General features: G+C 70.3%; 20 protein-coding genes. 11 read left to right on the top strand and 9 right to left on the bottom strand.

The window, feature by feature from the left end; all coding sequences use genetic code 11:
- Positions 1 to 633 carry an alpha-ketoglutarate-dependent dioxygenase AlkB gene (locus tag VD659_RS06980; protein WP_423260402.1) on the bottom strand — a complete coding sequence of 211 codons (633 nt, stop codon included), beginning with the start codon at positions 631 to 633 and terminating at the stop codon, positions 1 to 3.
- A gap of 88 nt (positions 634 to 721) precedes the next feature.
- Here VD659_RS06980 and VD659_RS06975 point away from each other — a divergent pair, with 88 nt between their 5' ends.
- A complete protein-coding gene (locus VD659_RS06975; protein ID WP_423260401.1) occupies positions 722 to 2,446 on the top strand; it encodes an FAD-dependent oxidoreductase in 1,725 nt (574 codons plus the stop codon).
- A 13-nt stretch (positions 2,447 to 2,459) separates the two neighbouring features.
- Here VD659_RS06975 and VD659_RS06970 read toward each other — a convergent pair whose 3' ends face one another.
- Positions 2,460 to 3,020 carry a TetR/AcrR family transcriptional regulator gene (locus VD659_RS06970; protein WP_423260400.1) on the bottom strand — a complete coding sequence of 187 codons (561 nt, stop codon included), beginning with the start codon at positions 3,018 to 3,020 and terminating at the stop codon, positions 2,460 to 2,462.
- Positions 3,021 to 3,111: 91 nt separating this feature from the next.
- Between VD659_RS06970 and VD659_RS06965 the strand changes: the two genes are divergently transcribed.
- From VD659_RS06965 to VD659_RS06950, 4 genes are all read left to right on the top strand, one after another.
- Positions 3,112 to 4,398 carry an MFS transporter gene (locus VD659_RS06965; RefSeq protein WP_423260399.1) on the top strand — a complete coding sequence of 429 codons (1,287 nt, stop codon included), beginning with the start codon at positions 3,112 to 3,114 and terminating at the stop codon, positions 4,396 to 4,398.
- 124 nt (positions 4,399 to 4,522) lie between these two features.
- Positions 4,523 to 5,518, top strand: coding sequence for a porphobilinogen synthase (gene hemB / locus VD659_RS06960; protein WP_423260398.1), 996 nt, complete (start codon positions 4,523 to 4,525; stop codon positions 5,516 to 5,518).
- Positions 5,518 to 6,948 carry a glutamate-1-semialdehyde 2,1-aminomutase gene (hemL, locus tag VD659_RS06955; protein WP_423260397.1) on the top strand — a complete coding sequence of 477 codons (1,431 nt, stop codon included), beginning with the start codon at positions 5,518 to 5,520 and terminating at the stop codon, positions 6,946 to 6,948. The genes hemB and hemL overlap by 1 nt, the downstream gene beginning before the upstream one ends.
- Before the next feature lie 84 nt (positions 6,949 to 7,032).
- On the top strand, positions 7,033 to 7,410 hold the full coding sequence (locus tag VD659_RS06950) for a hypothetical protein (RefSeq protein ID WP_137838261.1): 378 nt from the start codon (positions 7,033 to 7,035) through the stop codon (positions 7,408 to 7,410).
- On the opposite strand, the gene VD659_RS06945 is transcribed toward VD659_RS06950, so the two are convergent.
- From VD659_RS06945 to VD659_RS06935, 3 genes are read right to left on the bottom strand one after another with little or no spacing between them, the layout of a single operon-like run.
- On the bottom strand, positions 7,407 to 8,402 hold the full coding sequence (locus VD659_RS06945; protein ID WP_423260396.1) for an MDR family oxidoreductase: 996 nt from the start codon (positions 8,400 to 8,402) through the stop codon (positions 7,407 to 7,409). The two genes, VD659_RS06950 and VD659_RS06945, sit on opposite strands and share 4 nt — an antisense overlap.
- Positions 8,399 to 9,202 (bottom strand): ABC transporter permease, encoded by an 804-nt coding sequence (locus VD659_RS06940; RefSeq protein ID WP_423260395.1) that lies wholly within the window; start codon positions 9,200 to 9,202, stop codon positions 8,399 to 8,401. Before VD659_RS06940 ends, VD659_RS06945 begins: the two co-directional genes overlap by 4 nt.
- Entirely contained in the window at positions 9,199 to 10,101 is a 903-nt protein-coding gene (locus VD659_RS06935) for an ATP-binding cassette domain-containing protein (RefSeq protein ID WP_137838258.1), read from the bottom strand. The genes VD659_RS06940 and VD659_RS06935 overlap by 4 nt, the downstream gene beginning before the upstream one ends.
- A gap of 133 nt (positions 10,102 to 10,234) precedes the next feature.
- Between VD659_RS06935 and VD659_RS06930 the strand changes: the two genes are divergently transcribed.
- Positions 10,235 to 11,815, top strand: a complete 1,581-nt coding sequence (locus VD659_RS06930) for an LssY C-terminal domain-containing protein (protein ID WP_423260394.1) — start codon at positions 10,235 to 10,237, stop codon at positions 11,813 to 11,815.
- A gap of 46 nt (positions 11,816 to 11,861) precedes the next feature.
- Here VD659_RS06930 and VD659_RS06925 read toward each other — a convergent pair whose 3' ends face one another.
- Both VD659_RS06925 and VD659_RS06920 read right to left on the bottom strand, forming a co-directional pair.
- Positions 11,862 to 12,680 carry an isocitrate lyase/PEP mutase family protein gene (locus VD659_RS06925; protein ID WP_423260690.1) on the bottom strand — a complete coding sequence of 273 codons (819 nt, stop codon included), beginning with the start codon at positions 12,678 to 12,680 and terminating at the stop codon, positions 11,862 to 11,864.
- 93 nt (positions 12,681 to 12,773) lie between these two features.
- Positions 12,774 to 13,715, bottom strand: a complete 942-nt coding sequence (locus VD659_RS06920) for a rhodanese-related sulfurtransferase (RefSeq protein WP_423260393.1) — start codon at positions 13,713 to 13,715, stop codon at positions 12,774 to 12,776.
- Between the two features lie 88 nt (positions 13,716 to 13,803).
- On the opposite strand from VD659_RS06920, the gene VD659_RS06915 reads away from it, so the two are divergent.
- Positions 13,804 to 14,373 (top strand): acyl-CoA thioesterase, encoded by a 570-nt coding sequence (locus VD659_RS06915; protein WP_423260392.1) that lies wholly within the window; start codon positions 13,804 to 13,806, stop codon positions 14,371 to 14,373.
- A gap of 672 nt (positions 14,374 to 15,045) precedes the next feature.
- Here the strand turns inward: VD659_RS06915 and VD659_RS06910 are convergent.
- Complete coding sequence (locus VD659_RS06910; protein ID WP_423260391.1) at positions 15,046 to 16,050, bottom strand: LacI family DNA-binding transcriptional regulator; 1,005 nt, start codon at positions 16,048 to 16,050, stop codon at positions 15,046 to 15,048.
- A gap of 140 nt (positions 16,051 to 16,190) precedes the next feature.
- Positions 16,191 to 17,741, bottom strand: a complete 1,551-nt coding sequence (locus tag VD659_RS06905) for a sugar ABC transporter ATP-binding protein (RefSeq protein WP_423260390.1) — start codon at positions 17,739 to 17,741, stop codon at positions 16,191 to 16,193.
- 319 nt (positions 17,742 to 18,060) lie between these two features.
- Here VD659_RS06905 and VD659_RS06900 point away from each other — a divergent pair, with 319 nt between their 5' ends.
- The 4 genes from VD659_RS06900 (at position 18,061) to VD659_RS06885 (ending at position 22,911) form a co-directional block, all read left to right on the top strand.
- The gene (locus tag VD659_RS06900) at positions 18,061 to 19,065 is read left to right on the top strand and encodes an ABC transporter substrate-binding protein (RefSeq protein ID WP_423260389.1); all 1,005 of its coding nucleotides are present in this window, start codon (positions 18,061 to 18,063) and stop codon (positions 19,063 to 19,065) included.
- Positions 19,066 to 19,184: 119 nt separating this feature from the next.
- Positions 19,185 to 20,768 (top strand): sugar ABC transporter ATP-binding protein, encoded by a 1,584-nt coding sequence (locus tag VD659_RS06895; RefSeq protein ID WP_423260387.1) that lies wholly within the window; start codon positions 19,185 to 19,187, stop codon positions 20,766 to 20,768.
- Entirely contained in the window at positions 20,765 to 21,871 is a 1,107-nt protein-coding gene (locus VD659_RS06890; protein ID WP_423260386.1) for an ABC transporter permease, read from the top strand. The genes VD659_RS06895 and VD659_RS06890 overlap by 4 nt, the downstream gene beginning before the upstream one ends.
- Entirely contained in the window at positions 21,868 to 22,911 is a 1,044-nt protein-coding gene (locus tag VD659_RS06885) for an ABC transporter permease subunit (protein WP_137838628.1), read from the top strand. Before VD659_RS06890 ends, VD659_RS06885 begins: the two co-directional genes overlap by 4 nt.
- The last annotated feature ends 24 nt before the right edge of the window (positions 22,912 to 22,935 follow it).

Genomic DNA, 22,935 nt, shown 5'->3' with positions numbered 1-22,935 from the left:
CTACGTCGGCCAGACCGGCCGGAACTGCACACTGATGCGCGGCCCCACGGCCTGCTTCGTCTTGAGGATGGCGTGCTCGTGGGTGCGCTGGCAGCTGCCGCCCATCACCACGAGGTCGCCGTGGCCCACCGGGAAGCGCAGCGTGTCTCCGCCGCCCTTCGGCCGGATCGAGAGGGTGCGGGCGGCGCCCACCGAGACGATCGCCACCATGGTGTCGCGGTCGATCGTGCGGCCCACGCGGTCGCCGTGCCAGGCCACGCTGTCGTCGCCTGTGCGGTAGAAGCACAAGCCCGCGGTCTCGAACACCTGGCCGGGAGGGCGGCCGTAGTGCTCGTTCAGGGCGCTCTGCGCGCGGGTGAGCACGGCATCCGGATAGCGCGAGCCGGCCCCGAAGCGCGAGACGAGGCGCGGCACCTCGACCACCCGGTCGTACATCTCGCGCCGGTCGGCGTGCCACGGGACGTCGAGCGCCAGCCGCTCGAACAGGGCGTCGGAGTTGGTGACCCAGCCGGGGCGCACGTCGATCCACGCGCCGGCGCCGAGCATCGTGCGCTGCACCGAGTCGCCGAGCTCCTCGAGCCCGGGGTCGGCGTCGACATCGTCGAAGAGCGAGGTCTGGAAGTCGAGGTTCATGTGCTCCACTCTACAGAAATTCGAAGATATGTTCGATAGGTGGAGGAGGGTCAGGCCCGACCTTCGGCCACCCGCCTACAGTGTCAGCATGAGCATGTTCGACCCTGCCGGGCCGGCGCCCGCAACGCCGGATGCGCCCACCCTCGACGCCGCGCAGTTCGCCCGCCTGAAGTCCTACGGCACCCCGGCCGAGGTGCTCGCCGGGGAGATCGTGTTCCACACGGGCGACCGCGCCTACGACCTGGTGCTCGTGGAGTCGGGGCTCGTCGAGATCGTGCGCGAGGCCACGCGCGACGCGCCCGAGGAGGTCATCACGCGGCACGGTCCGGGCCGGTTCCTCGGCGAGCTCAACCTGCTGACGGGCCAGCGGGTGTTCGTGACGGCGCGCGTGGCCGAGAGCGGGCGCATCCACCGCATCGCTCCCGAGCGTTTCCGGCAGCTGATGGGCGAAGACGGCGAACTCTCGAGCATCCTGGTGCGCACGCTGCTCGCGCGCCGGCGCCTGCTGCAACAGAATGAGGCCTCGCGCAGTCTGGAGGTCATCGGCACCGTGCTGTCGAGCGCCTCACTCGCGCTGCGCACCTACCTGGCGCGGCTCGAGGTGCCGCACCTCTGGTTCGACGCCGAATCGGTGGGCGGGGAGGCCCTGATGCAGACCGCGGGCGTCACACCGGCCGAGCTGCCCGTGGCCCTGCTGCCCGACCGCATCCTGCGCCTCGCGACGCCGGGCGAGCTCGCCGAGCAGCTCGGACTGAGCTACGACGAGCCCTCAGGCGAGCACTACGACCTCGCGGTCATCGGGGGCGGCCCGGCCGGCCTTGCGGCCGCGGTGTACGGCGCCTCGGAGGGCCTCAGCACGGTTCTGCTCGACGCCGTCGGGCCGGGCGGTCAGGCCGCGGCGAGCTCGCGCATCGAGAACTACCTCGGCTTCCCCGACGGACTCAGCGGCGCCGAACTCACCGGCCTCGCCGCCGTGCAGGCCGCGAAATTCGGGGCGCGCCTGTTCAGCCCGTGCGAGATCGTGTCGCTCGGCACCCTCGGCGACCGCCTGCAGCTGGTGCTCTCCGACGACACCGAGCTCTGCGCCCGGGCCGTCGTGATCGCCTCGGGCGCGGAGTACCGTGCGCTGCCGCTGGAGCGCTGGGACGAGTTCGTGGGCGCCGGCATCTTCTTCGCCGCCACCGAGCTCGAGGCGCGGTCGTGCGCCGGCAGTCCGGTCGCCGTCGTGGGTGGGGCGAACTCGGCGGGACAGGCGGCGCTCTTCCTCGCCTCCCGGGGCAACGCGGTGTCGCTCGTGGTGCGCGGGCCCGAGCTCTCGGCAGGGATGTCGAACTATCTCGTCGAGCGCCTGCGGGCCGATCCGCTCGTGACCATCCACACCTCCACCGAGGTCACGGCGTTGCACGGCGGCGCGGCGCTCGAGTCGATCGAGTTGACCACCCGGGGTGCGGATGCCGCGGGCCGGGTGACGGCGGGCGGTGCGGATGCGGATGCGCGCGTCGTGCAGGCCTGCTCGGGCCTGTTCTGCTTCATCGGCGCGCATCCGGCGACCTCGTGGCTGAGCGGGGTGGCGACCGACGACGACGGCTTCATCCTCACCGACACCCGGCTCGGCGACGAGCATCTCGGCGAGGCCTGGCGGGCGCTCGGCCGCGGCCCGCTGCCTTTCGAGACGAGTGTGCCCGCGGTCTTCGCGGCGGGCGACGTGCGCCGCGGCTCGATGAAGCGCGTGGCCGCCGCGGTGGGAGAGGGCGCGAGCGCGGTGGCCTCGGTGCACGCGGCTCTCGGCTCGGCGGCCGCCGCGCGTCCCTGACCGGGGTGCCTGCCTAGGCGCGCGAGGGCAGGTCGAAGAGATCGCTCACGAGGCGCTCGGCCGTGGTGTCGTCGAGGCTCCAGGGGAGGAAGATCACGCGGTAGATGATCGGCGCCACCAGGTGGTCGATCACCTGGTCGGCCGTGATGCCCGCCTCGGGGTGCCGGCCGACGAAGATCGTGGCCTCGGCGCGCCGGTTGCGCAGGCAGTCCGACTCGCGCTCGCCGGCCACGGAGGCCCCGCCGCGCAGCAGCGCCGCATTCACCGGCGTGCTGTAGTGCTCCACGATCTCCCGGGCCCAGCCGGTGAGGTCGTCGCGCAGGGCGCCGGTCTCGGGCAGCGGACGCGCGGGGTCGAGACGGTAGGTGGCGATCTCGTTGATGAGAGTGGGCAGGTCGCCCCAGCGCCGGTAGATGCTGGTGGGGTTCACGCCCGCGCGCTCCGCGATCATCGGCACCGTCAGGCGTTCGCGACCCTTCTCCTCGATGAGTTCCTCGGTGGCGCGCTTCACTGCGCCGAGAACGAGGGCGCTGCGGCCTCCCGTTCTCTTGGCCGCCGGTGCTGTCGTTTCCATGTCCCGAGTCTAATGCAAATAGAGTTGCTTTAACCGCTCGCGCGATCTATTCTCCTAATGCAATCAGAATTGCTTTAATGAGGGAGACGAGATGTCGATCGTGGAGAAGGCGCAGCCGGCCGCCGAGAAGAACGGGGCGGATGCGCACCCCCGGCCCCGTGCATCCGTCGCCCCTCGGCCAGGCCGGCGGGTGCTGGCACCGACCGCCGCCTTCACGGCCGCCGCAGCGGGGTTCGCCGCGCTGTACCTCGCGGCCGGCGCACCCTCGCCGCTGTTCCTGGTGCTCGAGCGCCAATGGGACTTCCCGGCCTGGGTGCTCACGGTGGCCTTCGCGATCTACGCCATCGCCCTGCTCGCGGCTCTGCTCGTGGGCGGCGCGCTCTCCGACCACATCGGCCGCCGGCCCGTGATCATCGGCTCCCTCGTCGTGGAGACCGTCGCGATGCTGATCTTCGTGTTCGCCCCCGACATCGGCTGGGTGATCGTGGCGCGGGCCGTGCAGGGGCTCGCCACGGGTGTGGCCACGAGCGCGTTCACGGCAGCGCTGGTGGAGCTCGCACCCGCGCACCTCAAGCGGCTCGGCGGCGTCATCGGCGGGGCGGCGCCGGCCGGCGGCCTCGCGCTCGGCGCCCTGCTCACGGGCTTCGCCGTGCAGTTCGCCCCGATGCCCACGCTGCTGGTGTTCGGCATCCTCGCCGCGGTGATGGTGGCCTCGACGGTGCTGATGGTGTTCGCGCCCGAGACCGTCCCGGGGCGGCCCGGCGCCCTGCGTTCGCTCGTGCCGCGCATCGCGATTCCGCGGGCGGCGCGGCCGGAGTTCGCGGCGGGGGTTCCCGTGGTGCTCGCGGCCTGGATGCTCGCGGGCCTGTTCATCGCGCTGGCCCCGCTGATCGTGCGCGACGTCTTCGGTATCGACAGCGGCGCGATCGACGGCGCGACCGCCTTCGTGGAGCCGGCCGCGGCGGCGGTGGCGGCCATCCTGCTGGGCTCGGTCGCGGCCCGCCGGGCGTCGCTGATCGGGAGCGCGGGCGTGCTGGTGGGCGCCGTGATGATCGTGGCCGGGGTGGCCGCGGGATGGCTGCCGCTGTTCGTGGTGGGAGGCATCGTGGGCGGTGTCGGCTTCGGCGCCTCCTTCTCGGGCATGCTGCGCGCGGTGGGGCCGTTCGCGGCGGCCGAGCAGCGGGCCGAGCTCTTCGCGGGGGTGTTCCTGGTGGCCTACCTCGGCTTCGGGGTGCCGTCGATCATCGCGGGCCAGCTGATCGGGCCCCTCGGGCTGCTCGCGACCGTGCTGCTGTACGGGCTCGCCATCCTGCTCGTGGCCTTGGTCGGCCTCGCCGCCCAGACCCGCCTCGCCCGGGCCGCTCGGGCCGCACGCTGAGGCCTCGCGAGGTCGCGCCAGGTGCTCGCGGGGATGCGTTGCAGAGCACTTGGCGCGACCTCGCCGCGGCCGGGATGCGCGGGCCCGGGGCAGGCGTCCAGCGGGCCGAACTAGGCTGGAAGCCATGACTTCTGGTTCGTTCCCCGAGGTGCGCCCGCGCCGTCTCCGCAGCACCCCGGCCCTGCGCAGGCTCGTGGCCGAGACGCGCGTCCACCCCGCCCAGCTCGTTCTGCCGCTCTTCGTGCGCGACGACATCGTGGAGCCCGCGCCGCTGCAGTCGATGCCCGGCGTGGTGCAGCACACCTTCGACAGCCTGCGCGGCGCGATCGCCGACGCCGCCGAGGCCGGCATCGGCGGAGTGATGCTCTTCGGCGTTCCGGCCGAGTCGGCGAAGGATGCCCTCGGCTCGGGCGCCACCGACCCCGACGGCGTGCTCAACGCGGCCACCCGCATCGCGGTCGAGGAGGCCGGCGACGCCCTCGTGGTGCAGACCGACCTCTGCCTCGACGAGTTCACCGACCACGGCCACTGCGGCGTGCTCGCCCCCGACGGCAGCGTCGACAACGACGCGAGCCTCGACCGCTACCGCGACATGGCGATCGAGCAGGCCCGCGCCGGCTCCCAGCTGCTCGGCCTCTCGGGCATGATGGACGGCCAGACCGCCGCCGTGCGCGCGGCCCTCGACGCCGAGGGCTTCGAGAACGTGGCCCTGCTGGCCTATGCCGCGAAGTACGCCTCCGCGTTCTACGGCCCCTTCCGTGAGGCGGTCGGATCGACGCTGCGCGGCGACCGCATGAGCTACCAGCTCGACCCCGCGAACCGCCGCGAAGGCGTGCGCGAGGCCGTGCTCGACGTGGCCGAGGGTGCCGACATCGTGATGGTGAAGCCCGCCATGAGCTACCTCGACCTCGTGTCCGACGTGGCCGCCGCCGTTCCGGTTCCGGTCTGGGCCTACCAGGTGTCGGGGGAGTACGCGATGATCGAGGCCGCCGCCGCGAACGGCTGGATCGACCGCGACCGGGCCATCCTCGAGACGCTCACGAGCATCCGCCGCGCCGGCGCCGAGGCCGTGCTCACCTACTGGGCCGTCGAGGTGGCCCGCACCCTGAAGGGACTGTGATGAGCAGCAACACGCCCAGCACCGGCATCACTGCGAGTCCCGGCACCGGCACCACCAACGCCGCCGAGTTCGAGCGCGCCCAGCGCTCCATCCCGGGCGGGGTGAACTCGCCCGTGCGCGCCTTCCGCTCGGTGGGCGGAACCCCGCGCTTCCTGGTGTCGGCCCGCGGCCCCTACGTCACCGACTCCGAGGGCACCGAGTACGTCGACCTCGTGGGTTCGTGGGGTCCGGCGATCCTGGGTCACGCGCATCCGGAGGTCGTCGCCGCGGTTCAGGATGCCGCCTCCCGCGGCCTCTCGTTCGGCGCCACCACCCCGGCCGAGACCGACCTCGCCGAGCTCGTGCGCGAGCGGGTGACGGCGGGCGGCGTGCATCCGATCGAGAAGCTGCGGCTCGTCAGCACCGGCACCGAGGCCACGATGACGGCCATCCGGCTGGCGCGCGGATTCACCGGCCGCGACCTGCTCGTCAAGTTCGCCGGCCACTACCACGGGCACTCCGACTCGCTGCTCGCCGAGGCGGGCTCCGGGCTCGCGACCCTCGCGCTCCCGGCATCGGCCGGAGTGCCCGCGGCCACCGCCGCGCTCACGATCGTGCTCCCCTACAACGACCTGCACGCCGTGCGCGAGCTCTTCTCAGCCCGCGGCCACGACATCGCCGCGATCATCGTCGAGGCCGCCCCGGCGAACATGGGCGTGGTGCCGCCCGAGCCCGGCTTCAACGCCGCGCTCGCCGACATCGCGCACGCCCACGGCGCCCTGCTCATCGTCGACGAGGTGCTCACCGGCTTCCGGGTGGGCCGGGCCGGCTGGTGGGGGCTCGAGAACTCCGGGCAGCCGGTGGCCGAGCCGCACCAGGATGCTCCGGATGCACGTCACGTGCCGGCCTACGTCCCCGACCTGATGACGTTCGGCAAGGTCGTGGGCGGCGGGATGCCGCTCGCCGCGCTGGGCGGCCGCGCCGAGGTGATGGACACCCTCGCGCCGCTCGGCCCCGTCTACCAGGCCGGAACGCTCTCCGGCAACCCGATCGCGGTCGCCGCCGGGCTCACCACGCTTCGCCTCGCCGACGCCGGGGTCTACGCGGCCCTCGACGCGACCGCGGCCACCGTCTCGACTGCCGTGTCGGCGGCGCTCGCCGAGGCCGGCGTGGCGCACAGCGTGCAGCGCGCGGGCAACCTGTTCAGCTTCACCTTCGGCTCGGCCCGGGCCCCGCGCGACTACGCCGACGCGCAGGCGCAGCAGGGCTACCGCTACGCGCCCTTCTTCCACGCGATGCTCGACGCCGGGGTCTCGCTGCCGCCCTCGGTGTACGAGGCGTGGTTCGTCTCCGCCGCGCACGACGAGGCCGCGATCGCGCGCATCCTCGAGGCCCTGCCGGCGGCGGCGCGGGCCGCAGCGGAGGCGCCGCGACCGGCCGCGGCCGGCTGAGCTGCTCACCCATTCCCGAATCGTTATATACGCCCACCCCCGAAATGGTGCCGATCCCCAGGCAAGCCACGGCACACTAGATCCATGGCCGTTCTCTTCGTCCACACCGATCGCCTCGAGATCCGCTTGACGCGCGCTGAAAAGCTGCTGTCCTTCCGCCGCACGGACATCGTGGTTCCGCTGGAGAGCATCCGTTCGGCCGCGCTGACCGACGACCCGTGGGTGTGGGTGCGCGGCATCCGGGCGCCCGGCGCGGCCATTCCGCTCACCCTCGCGGTGGGCACGTGGAAGTTCCACGACGGCAAAGACTTCCTGCTCGTGAAGGGCACCCGCACCTCGGTCGTGATCGACCTGGAGGAGCAGGAGTTCTCGCGCATCATCGTGACCACCGCGCACTCCATCGAGCTGCTGCGCGCCCTGCGGCTGCCGCCCCTCGAGGGCACCGAGGTCATCTCCTCCTAGCGCGAGGGGGTCACCACGGTGCGGCCGCGCACCTGACCGGCGAGGATGCGCTCGGCCGTGGGCAGCACCTCGTCGAGGCCGATGGTGGTGGTCATGCTCTCGAGGGCGTCGAGGTCGAGTTCCGACGCCAGTGCCGTCCAGGCGCGCTCACGCAGAGCCAGGGGTGCCTCCACCGAGTTCGCGCCGGTGAGCGTCACCGAGCGCAGGATGAAGGGCATCACCGAGGCGGGGAGATCGCCTCCCTGCGCCAGCCCGCAGGCCACCACGGTTCCGCCGTAGTTGGTCTGCGCGAGCACGTTGGCGAGGGTGTGGCTGCCCGCCGAGTCGATGGCGCCCGCCCACGCCTGGCTCTGCAGCGGCTTGCCGGGCGAACTCAGCGGCTCCCGCTCGATCACGCGCGCGGCACCGAGCGCGCGCAGGTAGTCGCCCTCGATCGAAGCCCGGCCCGAGGAGGCCACCACCGTGTAGCCGCGGCCCGCGAGCAGCGAGACGGCCACCGAGCCGACGCCGCCGGCTGCGCCCGTCACGAGCACCTCGCCGTCTTCGGGCAGCACCCGGGCATCCTGCAGCGCGAGAACGGCGATCATCGCCGTGAAGCCCGCCGTGCCGACCGCGGCCGTGTGCTCGGGGGTGAGGCCGCTCGGGAGCTGGATGAGCGCATCCGGCCGCACCCGCGCGTGCGTGGCCAGCCCGCCGTGGCGGTGCTCGCCGATGCCGTCGCCGTTCAGCACCACGAGGTCGTTCGGCTCGAAGCGGGCGGAACGGGATGCGGTGACCCGGCCCACGATGTCGATGCCCGGGATGAGCGGCCACTCCCGCACCACGCCGGGGCGCCCGGTGAGCGCGAGGCCGTCCTTGTAGTTCACGCTCGAGTGCAGCACCTCGATGTCGACGGCCTCCGGGCCGCCCGAGCCCTCGAAGAACTCCTCGTCGTCGATCTCGAGCAGCCGGCCGGGTTCGCCCTTCGCCGTCACGACCAGCGCGCGGCTCATGACACGTCCCGCCGCCACGAGGTGAAGAAGCCGATCAGGGTCGCCACGGCGGCGATGGCCGCCAGCATCAGCCCGCCCTGCCACCACTCGAGCGCCGGCCCGGCCGCAGAGGCGATCGTGAAGAAGCTCGAACCCACGAGGGCGTCGCTCGCCGAGCCGGGGAGGAACTGGCCGAGCTGCGCCGACCAGTCGGTGAGCGAACTGGCGAAGCGCAGCAGGGGCTCGACGAACTGGGTGAAGGCCAGCACGATCACGATCGCGGCGACCTGGCTCGGCACGAGGGCGCCGAGCCCCACGCCGATGGCCGACCAGAGCGCCATCGCGAGCACCGAACGGCCGATGAAGGCCCAGATCTCGGGGTCGCCGAGCAGCGGATCGATGCCGAAGGCGGAGAGCACGGCGGCACCGGCGCCGATCGAGCCGAGGAGCGCGAGTACCCCGAACACCGCTCCGGTCAGGAACAGGGTGACCACTTTGGCGCCCAGCACCACTCCGCGCCGCGGCTGGGCGAGGAAGGCGGGGGTCAGCGACTGGTAGCGGAACTCGCTCGTCACGGCGAGGGCGCCGAGGAGCACGGGGAAGACGTAGCCGATCGAGCTGGCGAAGCTGTAGATCAGCTGCGGCAGCTGGGCATGGGAGATCGCCGGCCCGCGGGCGCCGGAGCCGACGCTGCCGAAGACGGCGGCGAGCCCGCCGGCGCAGATGGCGACGTAGACCACCATGATGAGGGCGAGCACCCACCAGAGCCGCGTGCTGAGCAGCTTGGTGATCTCGGAACGGATGCCGCGCACGAGGTTCACAGCGCCCCCTCCTCGCCCACGAGCGTGAGGAACGACTCCTCGAGCCCGGTGCGCTTCTGCGAGAGCGCGGTGAGCGGGATGCCGGCCTCGAAGGCGATGCGACCGATGTCGGCCGCGGCCGCGTTCTCCACGAGCACCCCCGAGCGCAGGTTCGACACCTCGTAGCCGGCGGCCCGGATGACCTCGGCCAGCCGGTCGCGCTCGTCGGCGTTCACCTGCACCTGCTTCGAGTCGGAGGTGTCGAGGCTCGAGAGCTCGCCGCGGTGCACGAGGGCGCCGTGCGAGATGATGATGACGTCGTCGACGGTCTGCTGCACCTCGCTCAGGAGATGCGAGCTGATCAGCACCGTGCGGCCCTCGGCCGCCATGGCCCGCAGCAGCAGGCGGATCCACTTGATGCCCTCGGGGTCGAGGCCGTTGATGGGCTCGTCGAGCACGAGCACCCCGGGGTCGCCGAGCAGGGCGAACGCGAGGCCGAGGCGCTGGCGCATGCCGAGCGAGTAGCCGCCCACCCGGCGGTTCGCATAGCCGGAGAGGCCCACTTTCTCGAGGGCCGCATCCGGAGCCGTCTTCGGCAGGCCGGCCGCCTGCGCGTGCACCGCGAGGTGGTTGCGGGCGGAGCGCCCCGGGTGGAAGCTCGCGGCCTCGAGGGAGGCGCCCACGGTCGACAGCGGCGAGGCCAGCTTCGCGTACGGGGTGCCGCCGAAGGTGGCCGTGCCGGAGGTGGGCCGCACGAGGCCGAGCAGCATCCGGAGCGTCGTGGTCTTGCCGGCGCCGTTCGGGCCGAGGAAGCCCGTGACCTGCCCGGGCTCGATGGTGACGGTCAGGCCCGAGACGGCGCTGACACTCCCGAACGTCTTCGTCAGAGATGCGAATTCGATGGGTACGCCGGTGGGCATCGATATGGTCCTGTCGGTGTCCGGGAGGGAAACGCGGGGTCTCTTCCGCTCTTCCAGACTAGGGCGAGGGTCGTTGCTTGTCACAGGTTTCAGGGAATCCTGAGAGAATCCGACTGACGGAAAGGACGTCTCGATGGCCGAACCCGCCACCGGCGGCACCGGGAGCACCGGCGACATCCTGCCGACGCCGTCGGAGTTCACGAGCCCCTCGGCCGACATCCTTCCCGACCCCCGGGAGTTCGACGAGCAGGAGACGCGACGGCTGAGCCTCGCCGAGCTCGAGGACGCGAGCCTGGTGGAGCACATCCGCCGCCGCACCTTCCGCGGTTCGGTGGGGCTCGTGGTCGACAGCCTGTTCTTCCTGTTCGGCACCGCGGCGGCGGCCTGGCTGGCGTTCCTGGTGGCGACCGAGTCGTTCGCGCGCGGCTGGCAGCAGCTGTGGTTCCTGCTCGTGTTCTGGGTGGTGGTGGCGTACCTGCTGCTGCCGCGGGTGCACAGCATCCTGACCCTGTTCTACGTGCCCGACTACTTCATCGGGCGTGCGAAGACCCGCGAGGGGCTGCTCGGCGACCCGGTCAACATCGCGCTGCGGGGCACCGAGGAGCAGATCCACGAGGCGATGGCCCGGGCCGGCTGGCACCGCGCCGACGACATGGGCCTCACCTCGGCCCTGCGCACGGTGCGGGGCACGCTGCTGCGGCGCAGCTACCCGGGCGCGCCGGTCTCGCGGCTCTACCTCTTCGGCAACGTGATGGACTTCACCTACCAGCAGGAGGTCTCGGGCAACCCCTCGAAGCGCCACCACGTGCGCTTCTGGCGCTGCCCGCGTGGCTGGCTCCTGCCCGGAGGGCACAAGGCCGACTGGATGGCGGCGGGCACCTACGACCGCAGCATCGGCATCTCCTTCTTCACCCTGCAGGTGACCCACCGCATCGACAAGGAGACCGACAAGGAGCGCGACCACATCGTGACCACCTTGGTGGAGGGCAACGAGCGCGCCAAGGTGAAGGTCATCCACAACTTCTCCACCGGCTACCACCACGTGAACGGCGGCGGCGACGCCATCGTCACCGACGGCGACCTGCCCGTGATCGATCTGCGCAAGATCCCCACCTGGGGAACGGATGAGGGCGAGGCACGTGCCGCGTCGACGAGCGTCGAGCGCACGGTCGACCCCACGCCGGCCGCCGTGTTCTCGGAGAGCCCCATCCTCGGGCGCAAGCGGCCGACCTCGATCTACCTCGGGGTGCTGCTGATGGTGTTCCGGGTGTTGTCGGCGCTCGGTGCGGCGGTGATCGTGGGATTCTCGCTCAACGACGGGGCGCTCGACCTGCGCGGCATCACGGGGGCGCTGACGCCCGCCGACGCCCAGTTCCTCTCCACGCTCGTGCTCGCGCTGTTCGAGACGCTCGCGCTGCTGATCGCGGCGCTGTACTCGGTGCTCGCGTTCCTCATCTACCACGGGCACAACTGGGCGCGCTTCGCCGGCATGGGCATCAGCGCGGCCGCGGTGCTGGTGACCTTCCTCGACTTCGTGAACGGCGGGCCGCAGATCACGCTGCAGACGAACCTCGTGGGGCTGTCGTTCGACGTGCTGGTGCTGCTCGCACTCTCGGGCACCGAGGCGCGGCGCTTCTCGCACCGCCGCGCTCTCGAGCGTCGCGCGGCCCGTCGCGCGCGCCGCACCTCACGGCAGCTCGCGGCGGCCGCCTAGCCCGCGCCCGTCCCGCCCCGATCGGATTGGGGGGTGGGAGTGGGGCTCAGGTGAGGGGGCGGGTCTTCGGGGGGAGGGCGCCGCCGGCGTAGAGGGTGCGGGCGGAGTCCTGCAGGGCCGTGAGCGCCACGCGCTGGGGCCAGGGGCCGTAGGAGATGCGGGCGATCCCGAGCTCCTGGTAGCGCGCGGGGCTCAGCGAGCCGGGCACGCCGATCACGCTCACCTTGAGGTGCCCGATGCCCTCCACGAGCTGCGCGGCGATCTCCTCGTCGACGAGCCCGGGCACGAACACGCAGGCCGCGCCGGCGTCGAGGTAGGCGCGGCCGCGCTCGATCGCATCCTCGAGCACCTCGTCGAGCGGGCGGTCGCCGCGCCTGAGCAGCGCATCCGTCCTCGCGTTCAGCACGAAGCGCACGCCCTCGGCCTCGGCCGCCTTCACCACCTCGGCCACGTTCTCGACCGACTCGATGTGCGGCCGCAGCTGGTCCTCGATGTTCGCGCCCACCACGCCCGCGCCGATGGCGCGGCGGACCGTCTCGCCCGGGCTGCCGTAGCCGCCCTCGAGGTCGGCCGTCACGGGCAGGCTCGTGCTCAGCGCGATGCGCCCCACCGCCTCGAGCATGAGATCGAGCGGGATGCGCTCGCCGTCTTCGTAGCCGTACATCGCGGCGATGGCGTGGCTGGCCGTGGCGAGCGCCTTCGTCTCGGGCAGATCGGCGACGGCGGTGGCGCTCGCGACGTCCCAGACGTTGACGAGCGTCAGGATCTCCGGCGCCTTGTGCAGCGCCAGCAGGGCGTCGGCCCGGTCGTGGATGAGCTCATGGCTCGGGCGGAGAAGCTCGGGTTCGAAGCCGGCGTCGTGCATCCGGTCGTGCGGATGGTCGTGGTGGTCGTGCGTCATGGCCCGAGCCTATGGTGTCGCTCGCATCAGCGCCGGCGCGCACAGGGTGAGAAGTGCTCAGTGGGCCGGGCAGGTGACGGGGCCGGCCGCGCCGGGCGCCGTCGGCGTCGAGGCCGCGCACGTGTCGCACACCACGAGCTGCGCACGGCACGAGGGCTCGGCGCAGTTCTGCATGCGGGAGCTGGGGGCGTCGCACGAGACGCAGCGCCCGATCACGGCGGCGCCGGGGGTGAACTCGAGCGCGCCGCGGCCGTCGAACACGTAGAGGGCGCCCTCCCAGAGCCCGCCGTCGCCGAACGTCTCGCCGTAACGAACGATGCCGCCGTCGAGCTGGTAGACCTCGGCGAAGCCGCGCGCGCTCATCAGCGACGAGAGCACCTCGCAGCGGATGCCGCCGGTGCAGTAGGTGACGACCGGCTTCGACTTCAGGTGGTCGTACTTGCCGCTCTCGAGCTCGGCCACGAACTCGCGCGTGTTCGACACCTCGGGCACGACCGCCCCGCGGAACCGGCCGATCTCGGCCTCGAAGGCGTTGCGCCCGTCGAAGAACACCACCTCGTCGCCGCGGGCGTCGACCAGCTCGTGCAGCGCATCCGGGCTCAGTTTCACGCCGCCGCCCACCACGCCCGACGCGGTCACCTCGAGCTCGCCGGGCGCCCCGAAGCTCACGATCTCGTCGCGCACCTTCACGCTCAGCCGGGGGAAGTCGGTGCTCGCCCGGTAGGGAGTGTGCTTCGACGCGGGCTCGGGCGACAGCCCCGTGCCCTCGCTCCACTTGACGTCGAGCTCGCGGAATGGCCCGAACTCGCGCGTCTTGCGCACGTAGCGCTTCACGGCGTCGAGCTCGCCGCCGAGCGTGCCGTTGATGCCGTCGGCCGAGATCAGGATGCGCCCCCGCAGCCCGAGCGCCTCGCACAGATCGCGCTGCCACAGCCGCACGGCCTCCGGGTCGGCCACGGGCGCGAACACGTAGTAGAGGATGATCTTCGGCACGGCCACCCGGCGATTTTAGTCGGCGAGGCTGCGTGCACCCCCCAGCCCCGGGCATCCGGGTTTGTGGGATTCCACAGCAGGGATGCGCGAGCGTGTGCCGAACTCTACGATCGGGCTCGTGCATTTCTTCTTCCGAACGCTGCTGCAGGCGATCCGCGGGCGGTTCCGCTCGCCGCTCGGGGTGTGGGACGTGTCGTCGACCCCGTTCCGGGTGCTGCCCACCGACCTCGACGTGCTGCGCCACATGAACAACGGCGTCTACCTCTCGGTGCTCGACATCGCACGCCTGGACCTCATGCAGCGCAGCGGCATGTGGCCGAAGCTGCAGGAGCGCGGGTGGTATCCGGTGGTGGTGGCCGAGTCGATCAGCTTCCGCCGCTCGCTCGAGCTCTGGCAGCGCTTCACGGTCGAGACGCGCGTGCTCGGCTTCGACGAGAAGGCCATCTACGTGGAGCAGCGCTTCGTGCGCGGCGGCGAGGTGTGCGCGCGGGCCTACATCCGCGCGCGGTTCCTGAAGCGCGGCGGCGGGGTCGTGACGGTCGACGAGCTGCGCGCGATCGTGGGACCGGTGCCCGACGACGGGCGGATGCCGGCGTGGCTGCTGACCTGGGGCGCCGACTCGCAGCTGCCGCCGAACAAGGCGCCGATGCCGAGCGACTGGTAAAGCGCTGTGGTCGCCTGAGCGGCCACCGGTCAATTCGAGATATGGCCGCCTGACCGGTTATGTTCTGTCTGCGACTCTCCGGGAAGAGCCGGGGGAGCGACATCGATGAGCAGTGACAATGGCGAACTCCGAGCCCCTCTCTTCAGTTACGCAGTCGCTGCTAGCACGGTGATCGGCGGCGTACTCGGATTCCTACAAGTAGCCGTTGCGTTTACGCCCGAGACATTCGGGTACTTCCTTGTTTTCGCGCTGCTGTTCGGGGTATCCACTGCGCTGTTGGGCACGGTGTCGGGGGTGTTGGCTGGTCTGGCGGCTCGAATGACGATGCAAATAATGAGAAATGGGCGTTATTCGGCAAGAAGAGTCGATCTGACTATTGCTGTTTCGCTCGCCCTAGGCAGCCTGCCGGGGCTCGCGCTGGCGGTCTGGCTGACAGGACAAGTCGCACTGGAGCAACACGAACCCACGTTGCTCCAATGGGTCGAATTCACAATCGCACTCCTCGGATTTCTCGTTGGGGGAGTACTTATCTTGCGTAGTTCGCGGAGAAGGCCACACGAGCTCCGCCATTGAAAGACCGAAATGAAGGTCTATTCGTGTCGGCTGTGCCCATCAGAACCCCCGTAGACCGTGGCGAGACCCAGCATCGTGCCCGAAGTACAGCAAATCCAGCTAGCGGGCCGGGCCGGTGGACTCCCGCACAATGAGCTCCGGCAGTGCCTGCGGGATCTCGTCGAGATCGCCGGCGATGCGCGAGAGCAGGGTCGTCAGCATGTCCTGCCCGATGCGCTCGAAGTCCTGGCGCACCGTCGTGAGCGGCGGCGCCATGTGGGCGGCCTCGGGGATGTCGTCGAAGCCGATGACGCTCATGTCGCCCGGCACCGACAGGTGCCGATCGGAGAGCGCGTGCACGACGCCCATCGCCATCTGGTCGTTGCCGACGAAGAGGGCGGTGAGGTCGTCGAGCTCGCATTCGCGGCCGATGCGGTAGCCCGAGGAGGGCGTCCAGTCGCCGACGCCGATGGCGCGGGCGGGGAGGCCGCTCGCCGCGAGCTCGTCGCGCCAGCCCCGCTCCCGCTCCCGGGCGTCGACGACGTCGCCGGGGCCGGCGAGATGCCCGATACGACGGTGGCCGAGCTCCACCAGGTGGCGGACGGCGTTGCGGGCGCCGTGGTACTGGTCGGCGCCGACCGTCGCCAGTCCGGTTCGCGGGGTGGCCTGCATGACCACGAGCGGGATGGTGAGGTCCATCCCCGCGATCACCTCGGCCACGCCCTCGTGCCCCGCGATCACGGCGATGCCTTCGACGCTCTGGCGGAGGAACGCCTCCACGGCGGAGCGGATGGTCGCGGGGTCGCTGTCGACCATGTTGGCGGTGAACACCGACCAGCGGGCGTCGCGCGCGGCCGCGTTGAAGTAGAGGGTCGTCGACGAGGGGCCGAACTCCGGGCCGCCGGTGGCGATCAGCCCGATGGTGCGAGAACGCCTGGTGACCAGCGCCCGAGCCGCCGGTGACGGCACGTAACGCAGCTTCTTGATCGCCTCTTCGACCCGCGTGCGCGTGGAAGCGCGCACGTTGGGCAGATCGTTGAGCACGCGCGAGACGGTCTGGTGCGACACGCCGGCCAGACGCGCGACATCGAAGATGGTCGCCTGACGGGGAGCCTCATCGGCCACGGAATCCTCCTCCCCTGCGACTCATCCGACGCGGCGGGCTGGAGCGCATCGCTCGACCGTGTCAGGCATCGGATTCCGGGCGGCGCATTGTCTTGACACGAAGAATAGTCGACACCGGGAGGGCAAGATCTCCATCACTCTCAGGCGAGATCCTCGTCGTCGTTCGACGCCTGGGCGATCACCGCGAGCAGGGCGCCGACGGTGAGGTCGTAGTTGGGCAGGTCGCCGACCTTGCGACGGTCGCGCAGGATGGCGACGCGGTTGCTGATGCGCAGAACCTCCTCGAGCTCGGCCGAGATGAACACCACCGACAATCCGTTCTCGGCGAGGTTCGACACGAGCTTCTGGATCTCCGCCTTCGCGCCGATGTCGATGCCGCGCGTGGGCTCGTCGAGCACGAGCAGCCGGGGTGCGATCGCGAGCCAGCGCGCGAGCAGCACCTTCTGCTGGTTGCCGCCGGAAAGCGTGTTCATGAGCGCATCCGGGTCGGCGGGCCGGATGTCCATGGCCTGGATGTAGCTCAGCGCGAGTTCGTTCTGGCGCTGCATCGGGAGCCGCCGGAACCAGCCGAGATCGGCCTGCAGCGCCAAGGCGATGTTGTCGCGCACGGTGAGCTCCCCGATGATGCCCTCGGTGCGGCGGTCCTCCGAGGCGTAGGTGATGCGCCGCTTGAGGGCGGAGCGGGGGGTGCGGAACGCGGTCTTGACGCCGTCGACCCGCAGCTCGCCGGTGTCGGCGCGGTCGATGCCGGTCAGCAGCCGCGCCAACTCGGTGCGCCCGGAGCCCAGCAGGCCGGCGATGCCCACGATCTCGCCCTCGTAGACGTCGAGGTCGATCGCCTCGAGCGCGCCGTGCCTCCCCAGCCCGATCGCGGAGACGAGGGGAGTCTCGGTGTCGAGCTCCGCTTCGATCTCGCTCTCCGCGACGTGCGAACGGATGTCGTCGAGCACGGCCATCTCCTTGCCGATCATCTTCTGCACGAGGTCGATGCGCAGCAGCTCGTCGGTGAGGTACTCGCCCACGAGCTTGCCGTCGCGGAGCACGGTGAGGCGGTCGGAGATCTCGTAGACCTGGTCGAGGAAATGGGAGACGAAGAGGATGGCCACCCCCGCCGCCTTGAGGTTGCCGATGACCCGGAACAGCTCCGTCACCTCGTCGTTGTCGAGGCTGGAGGTGGGCTCGTCGAGGATCAGCACCTTCGCGCTCACCGACATCGCCCGCGCGATGGCGATGAGCTGCTGGATGGCCGGCGGGTGGTCGGCCAGCAGCGTGCGCGGATCGATGTCGACGCCGATGCCGAGCAGCGCCTCCCCGGCCTGCCGGTGAGCCTGCCGCCAGTCGATGCCGCCGAGGCGCCGGCGCGGCTCGCGGCCGAGCAGCACGTTCTCGGTGACGGTGAGGTTGGGCAGGAGGTTGATCTCCTGGTAGACGGTGCTGACCCCCGCGGCGAGGGCGTCGGCAGGGCCGGAGAACGACACCGGATGGCCGGAGATCTCGATCGTGCCCTCGTCGATGCGATGCACTCCCGTGAGCGCCTTGATGAGGGTGCTCTTGCCGGCCCCGTTCTCGCCCATGAGCGAGTGCACCTCGCCCGGGAACAGGCGGAAACTCACCCGATCGAGCGCCTGTACGCCCGGAAAGCCCACCGAGACATCGGTGAGCTGCACTACGGGTGCTGTCGGGTTCGTCATCAACTCTCCATTGAGGTGTTGTGGGAATGTTAGGGCTAACAATCGCGGTGCGACAAGCCGCCACGGCGCGCAAGCGATCTCTTGCGCAGTGCTTGACATCGATCTGCGGGCGACGCTAGCCTGCAGACCGACGCAATTGTGAACGCTAACAACTCGCAGAACGGCCGGCGGGGCGGAGCAGAGCCGCCCCGCAGGCACAACCCGAATCTAGCGAACACGAGCCATCGCGGCACGCGTCGAGTGCACCGAACACCGTCCAGACGGACACATTCACCCCGCCCGCACAACGATGGCGCGGCGGATCTCAAGGAGGAGATCAATGTCAATCACAGCTAAGTTCCGGGCGATCGCGGGTGTCGCGCTCGTCGGCGCGATGGCCCTGGGCATCACCGCCTGCTCCGGAGGATCGAGCGATTCCTCCGCTTCGACGGCCGCGGCCGGCAGCGGCGACCTCGTCACCGTCGGTTTCGTCGCCGTAGGCCCCGAGGGCGGATGGCGCACGGCCAACGAGCAGAACATCCAGGACTCGTTCTCGAAGGCGAACGGCTTCGACCTCAAGTACGCGCCGGCGACCAACGGCGACCAGAACTCCCAGATCACCGCCTTCACCTCGTTCATCGACGAGGGCGTCGACGCCATCCTGCTCTCGGCCACCGAGGCCACCGGCTGGGAGAGCGTGCTCAAGCGCGCTCAGGAGGCCGAGATCCCGGTCGTGCTGCTCGACCGCGGCATCGAGCCCAATGACGACAGCCTCTACACGAGCCACATCGCGCCCGACAACGTGGGCATCAGCGCCTCCGCCGCCACCTGGGCGAACGGGCAGTTCCCGAACGGCACCAACTACGTCGTGCTCGAGGGCCCTCCCGGCCTCTCGGTCGTGAACGACCGCAACAAGGGCTGGGACGCCACCATCGACAAGAAGTTCACCAAGCTGGAGAGCCAGTCGGCGAACTGGTCGACCGAAGAGGCCAAGAGCGTCTTCGAGACCATCCTCAAGGCGAACAACAACAACGTGCAGCTCGTGTTCGCGCAGAACGACGAGATGGGTCTCGGCGCGGCGCTCGCCGTCGAAGAGGCGGGCCTCAAGCCCGGCAGCGACGTGAAGATCATCACGATCGACGGCACCAAGTCCGCGCTGGAGGCGCTCGCCGCCGGGCGTCTGAGCTTCGTCGCCGAGTACAACCCGCTGTTCGGCGAGACCGCGGTCGACGTGGTGAACGCCGCGCTCGCCGGGAAGACCGTCGAGAAGGACATCGTGGTTCCGAGCGTCACGTTCGACTCGCCCGCGGCGGCCACCACGGCGCTGCCCGACCGCAAGTACTGATCGCACCACCGCTCGCCCGCTTCCCCGCCCACCGGGAAGCGGGCGGGCGAACCTCGTGCGGGGCGATCCGCACGGCCAGCAGACGACGCCGGATTCACCGGCAGAACGACCAGGCAGACATGGCAATCACAGAGCCGATCGTCGAGATGGAGGACATCTCGATCGAATTCCCCGGCGTCAAGGCGCTCCAGAACGTCGACTTCCGTCTCTTCCCCGGCGAAGTGCACACCCTGATGGGCGAGAACGGCGCCGGGAAGTCGACCCTGATCAAGGCGCTCACCGGCGTCTACAAGATCGACTCAGGCTCCATCACGGTCGCCGGCGGGCCGCGCACCTTCACGGGGACCGCCGACGCCCAGTCGGCCGGCATCTCCACCGTCTATCAAGAGGTGAACCTCTGCGACAACCTGACGGTGGGCGAGAACGTCATGCTCGGCCACGAGATCCGCGGGCCCTTCGGTGTGAACTGGCGGAAGACCCACGAAGCCGCTCGTGTCGCCCTCGAGGGACTCGGCCTCGGCCACCTCGATCCGCGTCAGCCGCTGTCGAGCATCTCGCTCGCCCTGCAGCAGCTGGTGGCCATCAGCCGCGCCATGGTCACGAACTCCAAGGTGCTCATCCTCGACGAGCCCACCTCGAGCCTGGATGCGAACGAGGTGGAGGGGCTGTTCGCCGTGATGCGGCGCCTCCGCGACCAGGGCGTCGCCATCCTGTTCGTCTCCCACTTCCTCGACCAGGTCTACGCGATCAGCGACCGTCTCACGGTGCTCCGCAACGGACAGTTCATCGGCGAGTACCTGACCCACGAACTCGACCGCACGCAGTTGATCTCCCAGATGATCGGCAAGGACTCCCAGGCTCTGGCGGCGCTCGGCTCGAACCGCGGCCGCGGCGTCGTCGACCCGGATGCGCGCCCCTTCTACAGCGCGAAGAACCTCGGCCGCCGCGGCTCCATCGAGCCCGTCGACATCCACGTGCACGCCGGAGAAGTGGTGGGGCTGGCGGGCCTGCTCGGTTCGGGCCGCACCGAGCTCGGCCGACTCGTCTACGGCGCCGACCGCCCCGACACGGGCGAGGTGCTCATCGACGGAGTGGCGACGGAGGTACACACGCCGACGGCGGCGCTCGCGCACAAGATCGCGTTCTCCACCGAGAACCGCCGCGACGAGGGCATCATCGGCGACCTCACCGTGCGCGAGAACCTCATCCTCGCCGTGCAGGCCCGGCGCGGCTGGGCGCGTCCGCTCTCCCGCAAGGAGCAGCAGGAACTCTGCGACAAGTACCTGGTGGAGCTCAACGTGCGCCCCGCCGATCCCGAGCGCCCCATCAAGAACCTCTCGGGCGGCAACCAGCAGAAGGTGCTGCTCGGGCGCTGGCTCGCCACGAAACCCGAACTCATCATCCTCGACGAACCCACCCGCGGCATCGACATCGGCGCCAAGGCGGAGATCCAGGAAGCCATCGCGACGCTCGCCGAAGACGGCATGTCGGTCGTGTTCATCTCCTCGGAGCTCGAGGAGGTGGTGCGCCTCAGCGAGCGGATCGTCGTGCTCAAAGACCACCGCAAGATCGGAGAGATCATCAACGGCCCCGAAGTGACCGCAGAGTCCATCGTCGACCTCATCGCCAACGAAGGCCGGCCCGAGGACATCGCCGAAGCCGCCGGCCTCGAGCTCGTCGAGACCGAGGAGAGCGTCGCATGAGCATCCCGCGCACGAAGAAGGCGACACCGTTCCTCAGCACGGTCATCCACCAGCCCTACATCTGGGCGATCGTGGCGCTGGTGCTGCTGCTCGTCATCAACCTCCTCAAGGACCCGGGCTACCTCGGCGTCTCGTTCAACGCCGGAACCGGCAACCTCTCCGGCAACCTCATCGACATCCTCCGCGCCAGCGCCCCGGTGATGATGATCGCCGTCGGCATGACGCTGGTGATCGCCACGCGGGGGATCGACCTCTCGGTCGGTTCGGTGATGGCCGTGTCGGGCGCCGTGTCGATGCAGTTCATGTCCACCGCCGACGGATCGGCCGGCACCGCGTTCGCCGCGGCGGGCCTCGCCCTCGCGGTGAGCGCCGTGCTCGGCGTGGTCAACGGCCTGCTCGTCTCCGTGGTGGGGCTGCAGCCGTTCATCACCACGCTCATCACGATGCTCGCGGGCCGCGGCCTCGCGAAGGTGATCACCGCCGGCCAGAACACCTCGGCCAGCAACGAGCCGTTCCGCTGGATCGCGAACGGAACCGTCTTCGGCTTCCCGGTGGTGTTCGTCATCGCCGCGGTGATCGTCGCGATCCTCGCCGTGCTCGTGCGGCGCACGGCCCTCGGCCTCATGATCGAGTCGATCGGCATCAACCCGAAGGCCGCGCGGATGGCGGGCATCCGGCCCATCGGCATCCTGATCTCCGTCTACATCGTCAGTGCGGTGCTCGCGGGGGTCGCCGGCATCTTCAGCACGGCCAGCGTGATGACCGTCGAGGTGGCCAAGACCGGGCTGTCGTCGGAGATGGATGCGATCCTCGCGGTGGTGATCGGCGGCACCTCGCTCGCGGGCGGCAAGTTCTCGCTCACCGGCAGCGTCATCGGCGCCCTGCTCATCGCCACTCTCGACAAGACCATCGTGTTCCTGTCGATCCCCTCCTCGGCGACGCCCGCCTTCAAGGCGCTCGTCATCGTGATCATCTGCCTGTTGCAGTCGCAGCGGGTGCGGGCGCTCTTCGCAAGGCGGCGGGCGCAGGTGCGTCCCACGCCGTCGTCGCCGAGCGCGCCGCCGAATCCCGCCTCGACTCGAAAGGAAACGGTGTCGGCATGAGCACGCTCCTCGAACGCCCCACCTCGGGCCCGGCGCGCTCCGCCCGGCCGTCGCTGCTCACCCGGCTGAAGCCCAACCTGGAGACCCTGCCGACCCTGGCCGCCGTGCTGATCTTCATCGGGATGATCGTCTACGGCGAGATCGCCTACGGCCGCATCGTGCAGGCCAACACGATCTCGAACCTGCTGATCAACAACTCCTACCTCATCATCCTCGCGGTGGGCATGACCTTCGTCATCCTCACGGGCGGAGTCGACCTCTCGGTCGGAGCGGTCATCGCCATCAGCAGCCTCGTCGGAGTGATGCTCGCCAACGCGGGGTGGAACCCGATCGCGGTGATCGTTCTGATGATCGTCATCGGCTCGGCCTTCGGCCTCGCCTCCGGCATCCTGATCCAGTTCTTCAATGTGCAACCGTTCATCGCGACCCTCGCGATGATGTTCCTGGCCCGGGGGCTCGCCTCCATGCTCAGCACGACGCCCGAGCGCCTGGAGGACGACTCGCCGATCCGTGCGCTGTCGACGGAATGGACGCTCATCGACGGACCCAAGATCAACGACCTCGTGATCACCCCCAACGTGCTCATCGCGGTGGTCGTGGTTCTGGTCGCCTTCTTCGTGCTGCACCGCACGCGCCTGGGCCGCACGGTCTACGCCATCGGCGGTTCGGAGCAGTCGGCGCTGCTGATGGGACTTCCGGTGGTGCGCACCAAGCTCACCATCTACGTCATCAGCGGCACCCTCGCCGGCCTCGCGGCCGTCGTGTACACCTCGAAGCTCGGCATCGCGCAGAACATCACGGGCGTCGGCTGGGAGCTCGACGCGATCGCCGCGGTGATCATCGGCGGAACGCTGCTCACGGGCGGCGCGGGCTTCGTGCTCGGCTCCGTGGTCGGCGCCCTCGTGCTCGGGCTGATGAACGTGCTGATCACGCGCGACGGCAGCATCCCTCCCGAGGCGACGACCATCATCACCGGGGGCATCCTGCTCGTGTTCGTGCTGCTGCAACGCCTCGTGGTGTCGCGCAAACGCAAGACCTGATTCCGGCCGACCAGCCATCCCGTC

The sequence above is a fragment of the Herbiconiux sp. 11R-BC genome (assembly GCF_049472555.1).
Classification (GTDB): Bacteria; Actinomycetota; Actinomycetes; order Actinomycetales; family Microbacteriaceae; genus Herbiconiux.
Note: the sequence above shows the minus strand (reverse complement) of the source record. Positions and strands in the feature narration are given on the sequence as shown.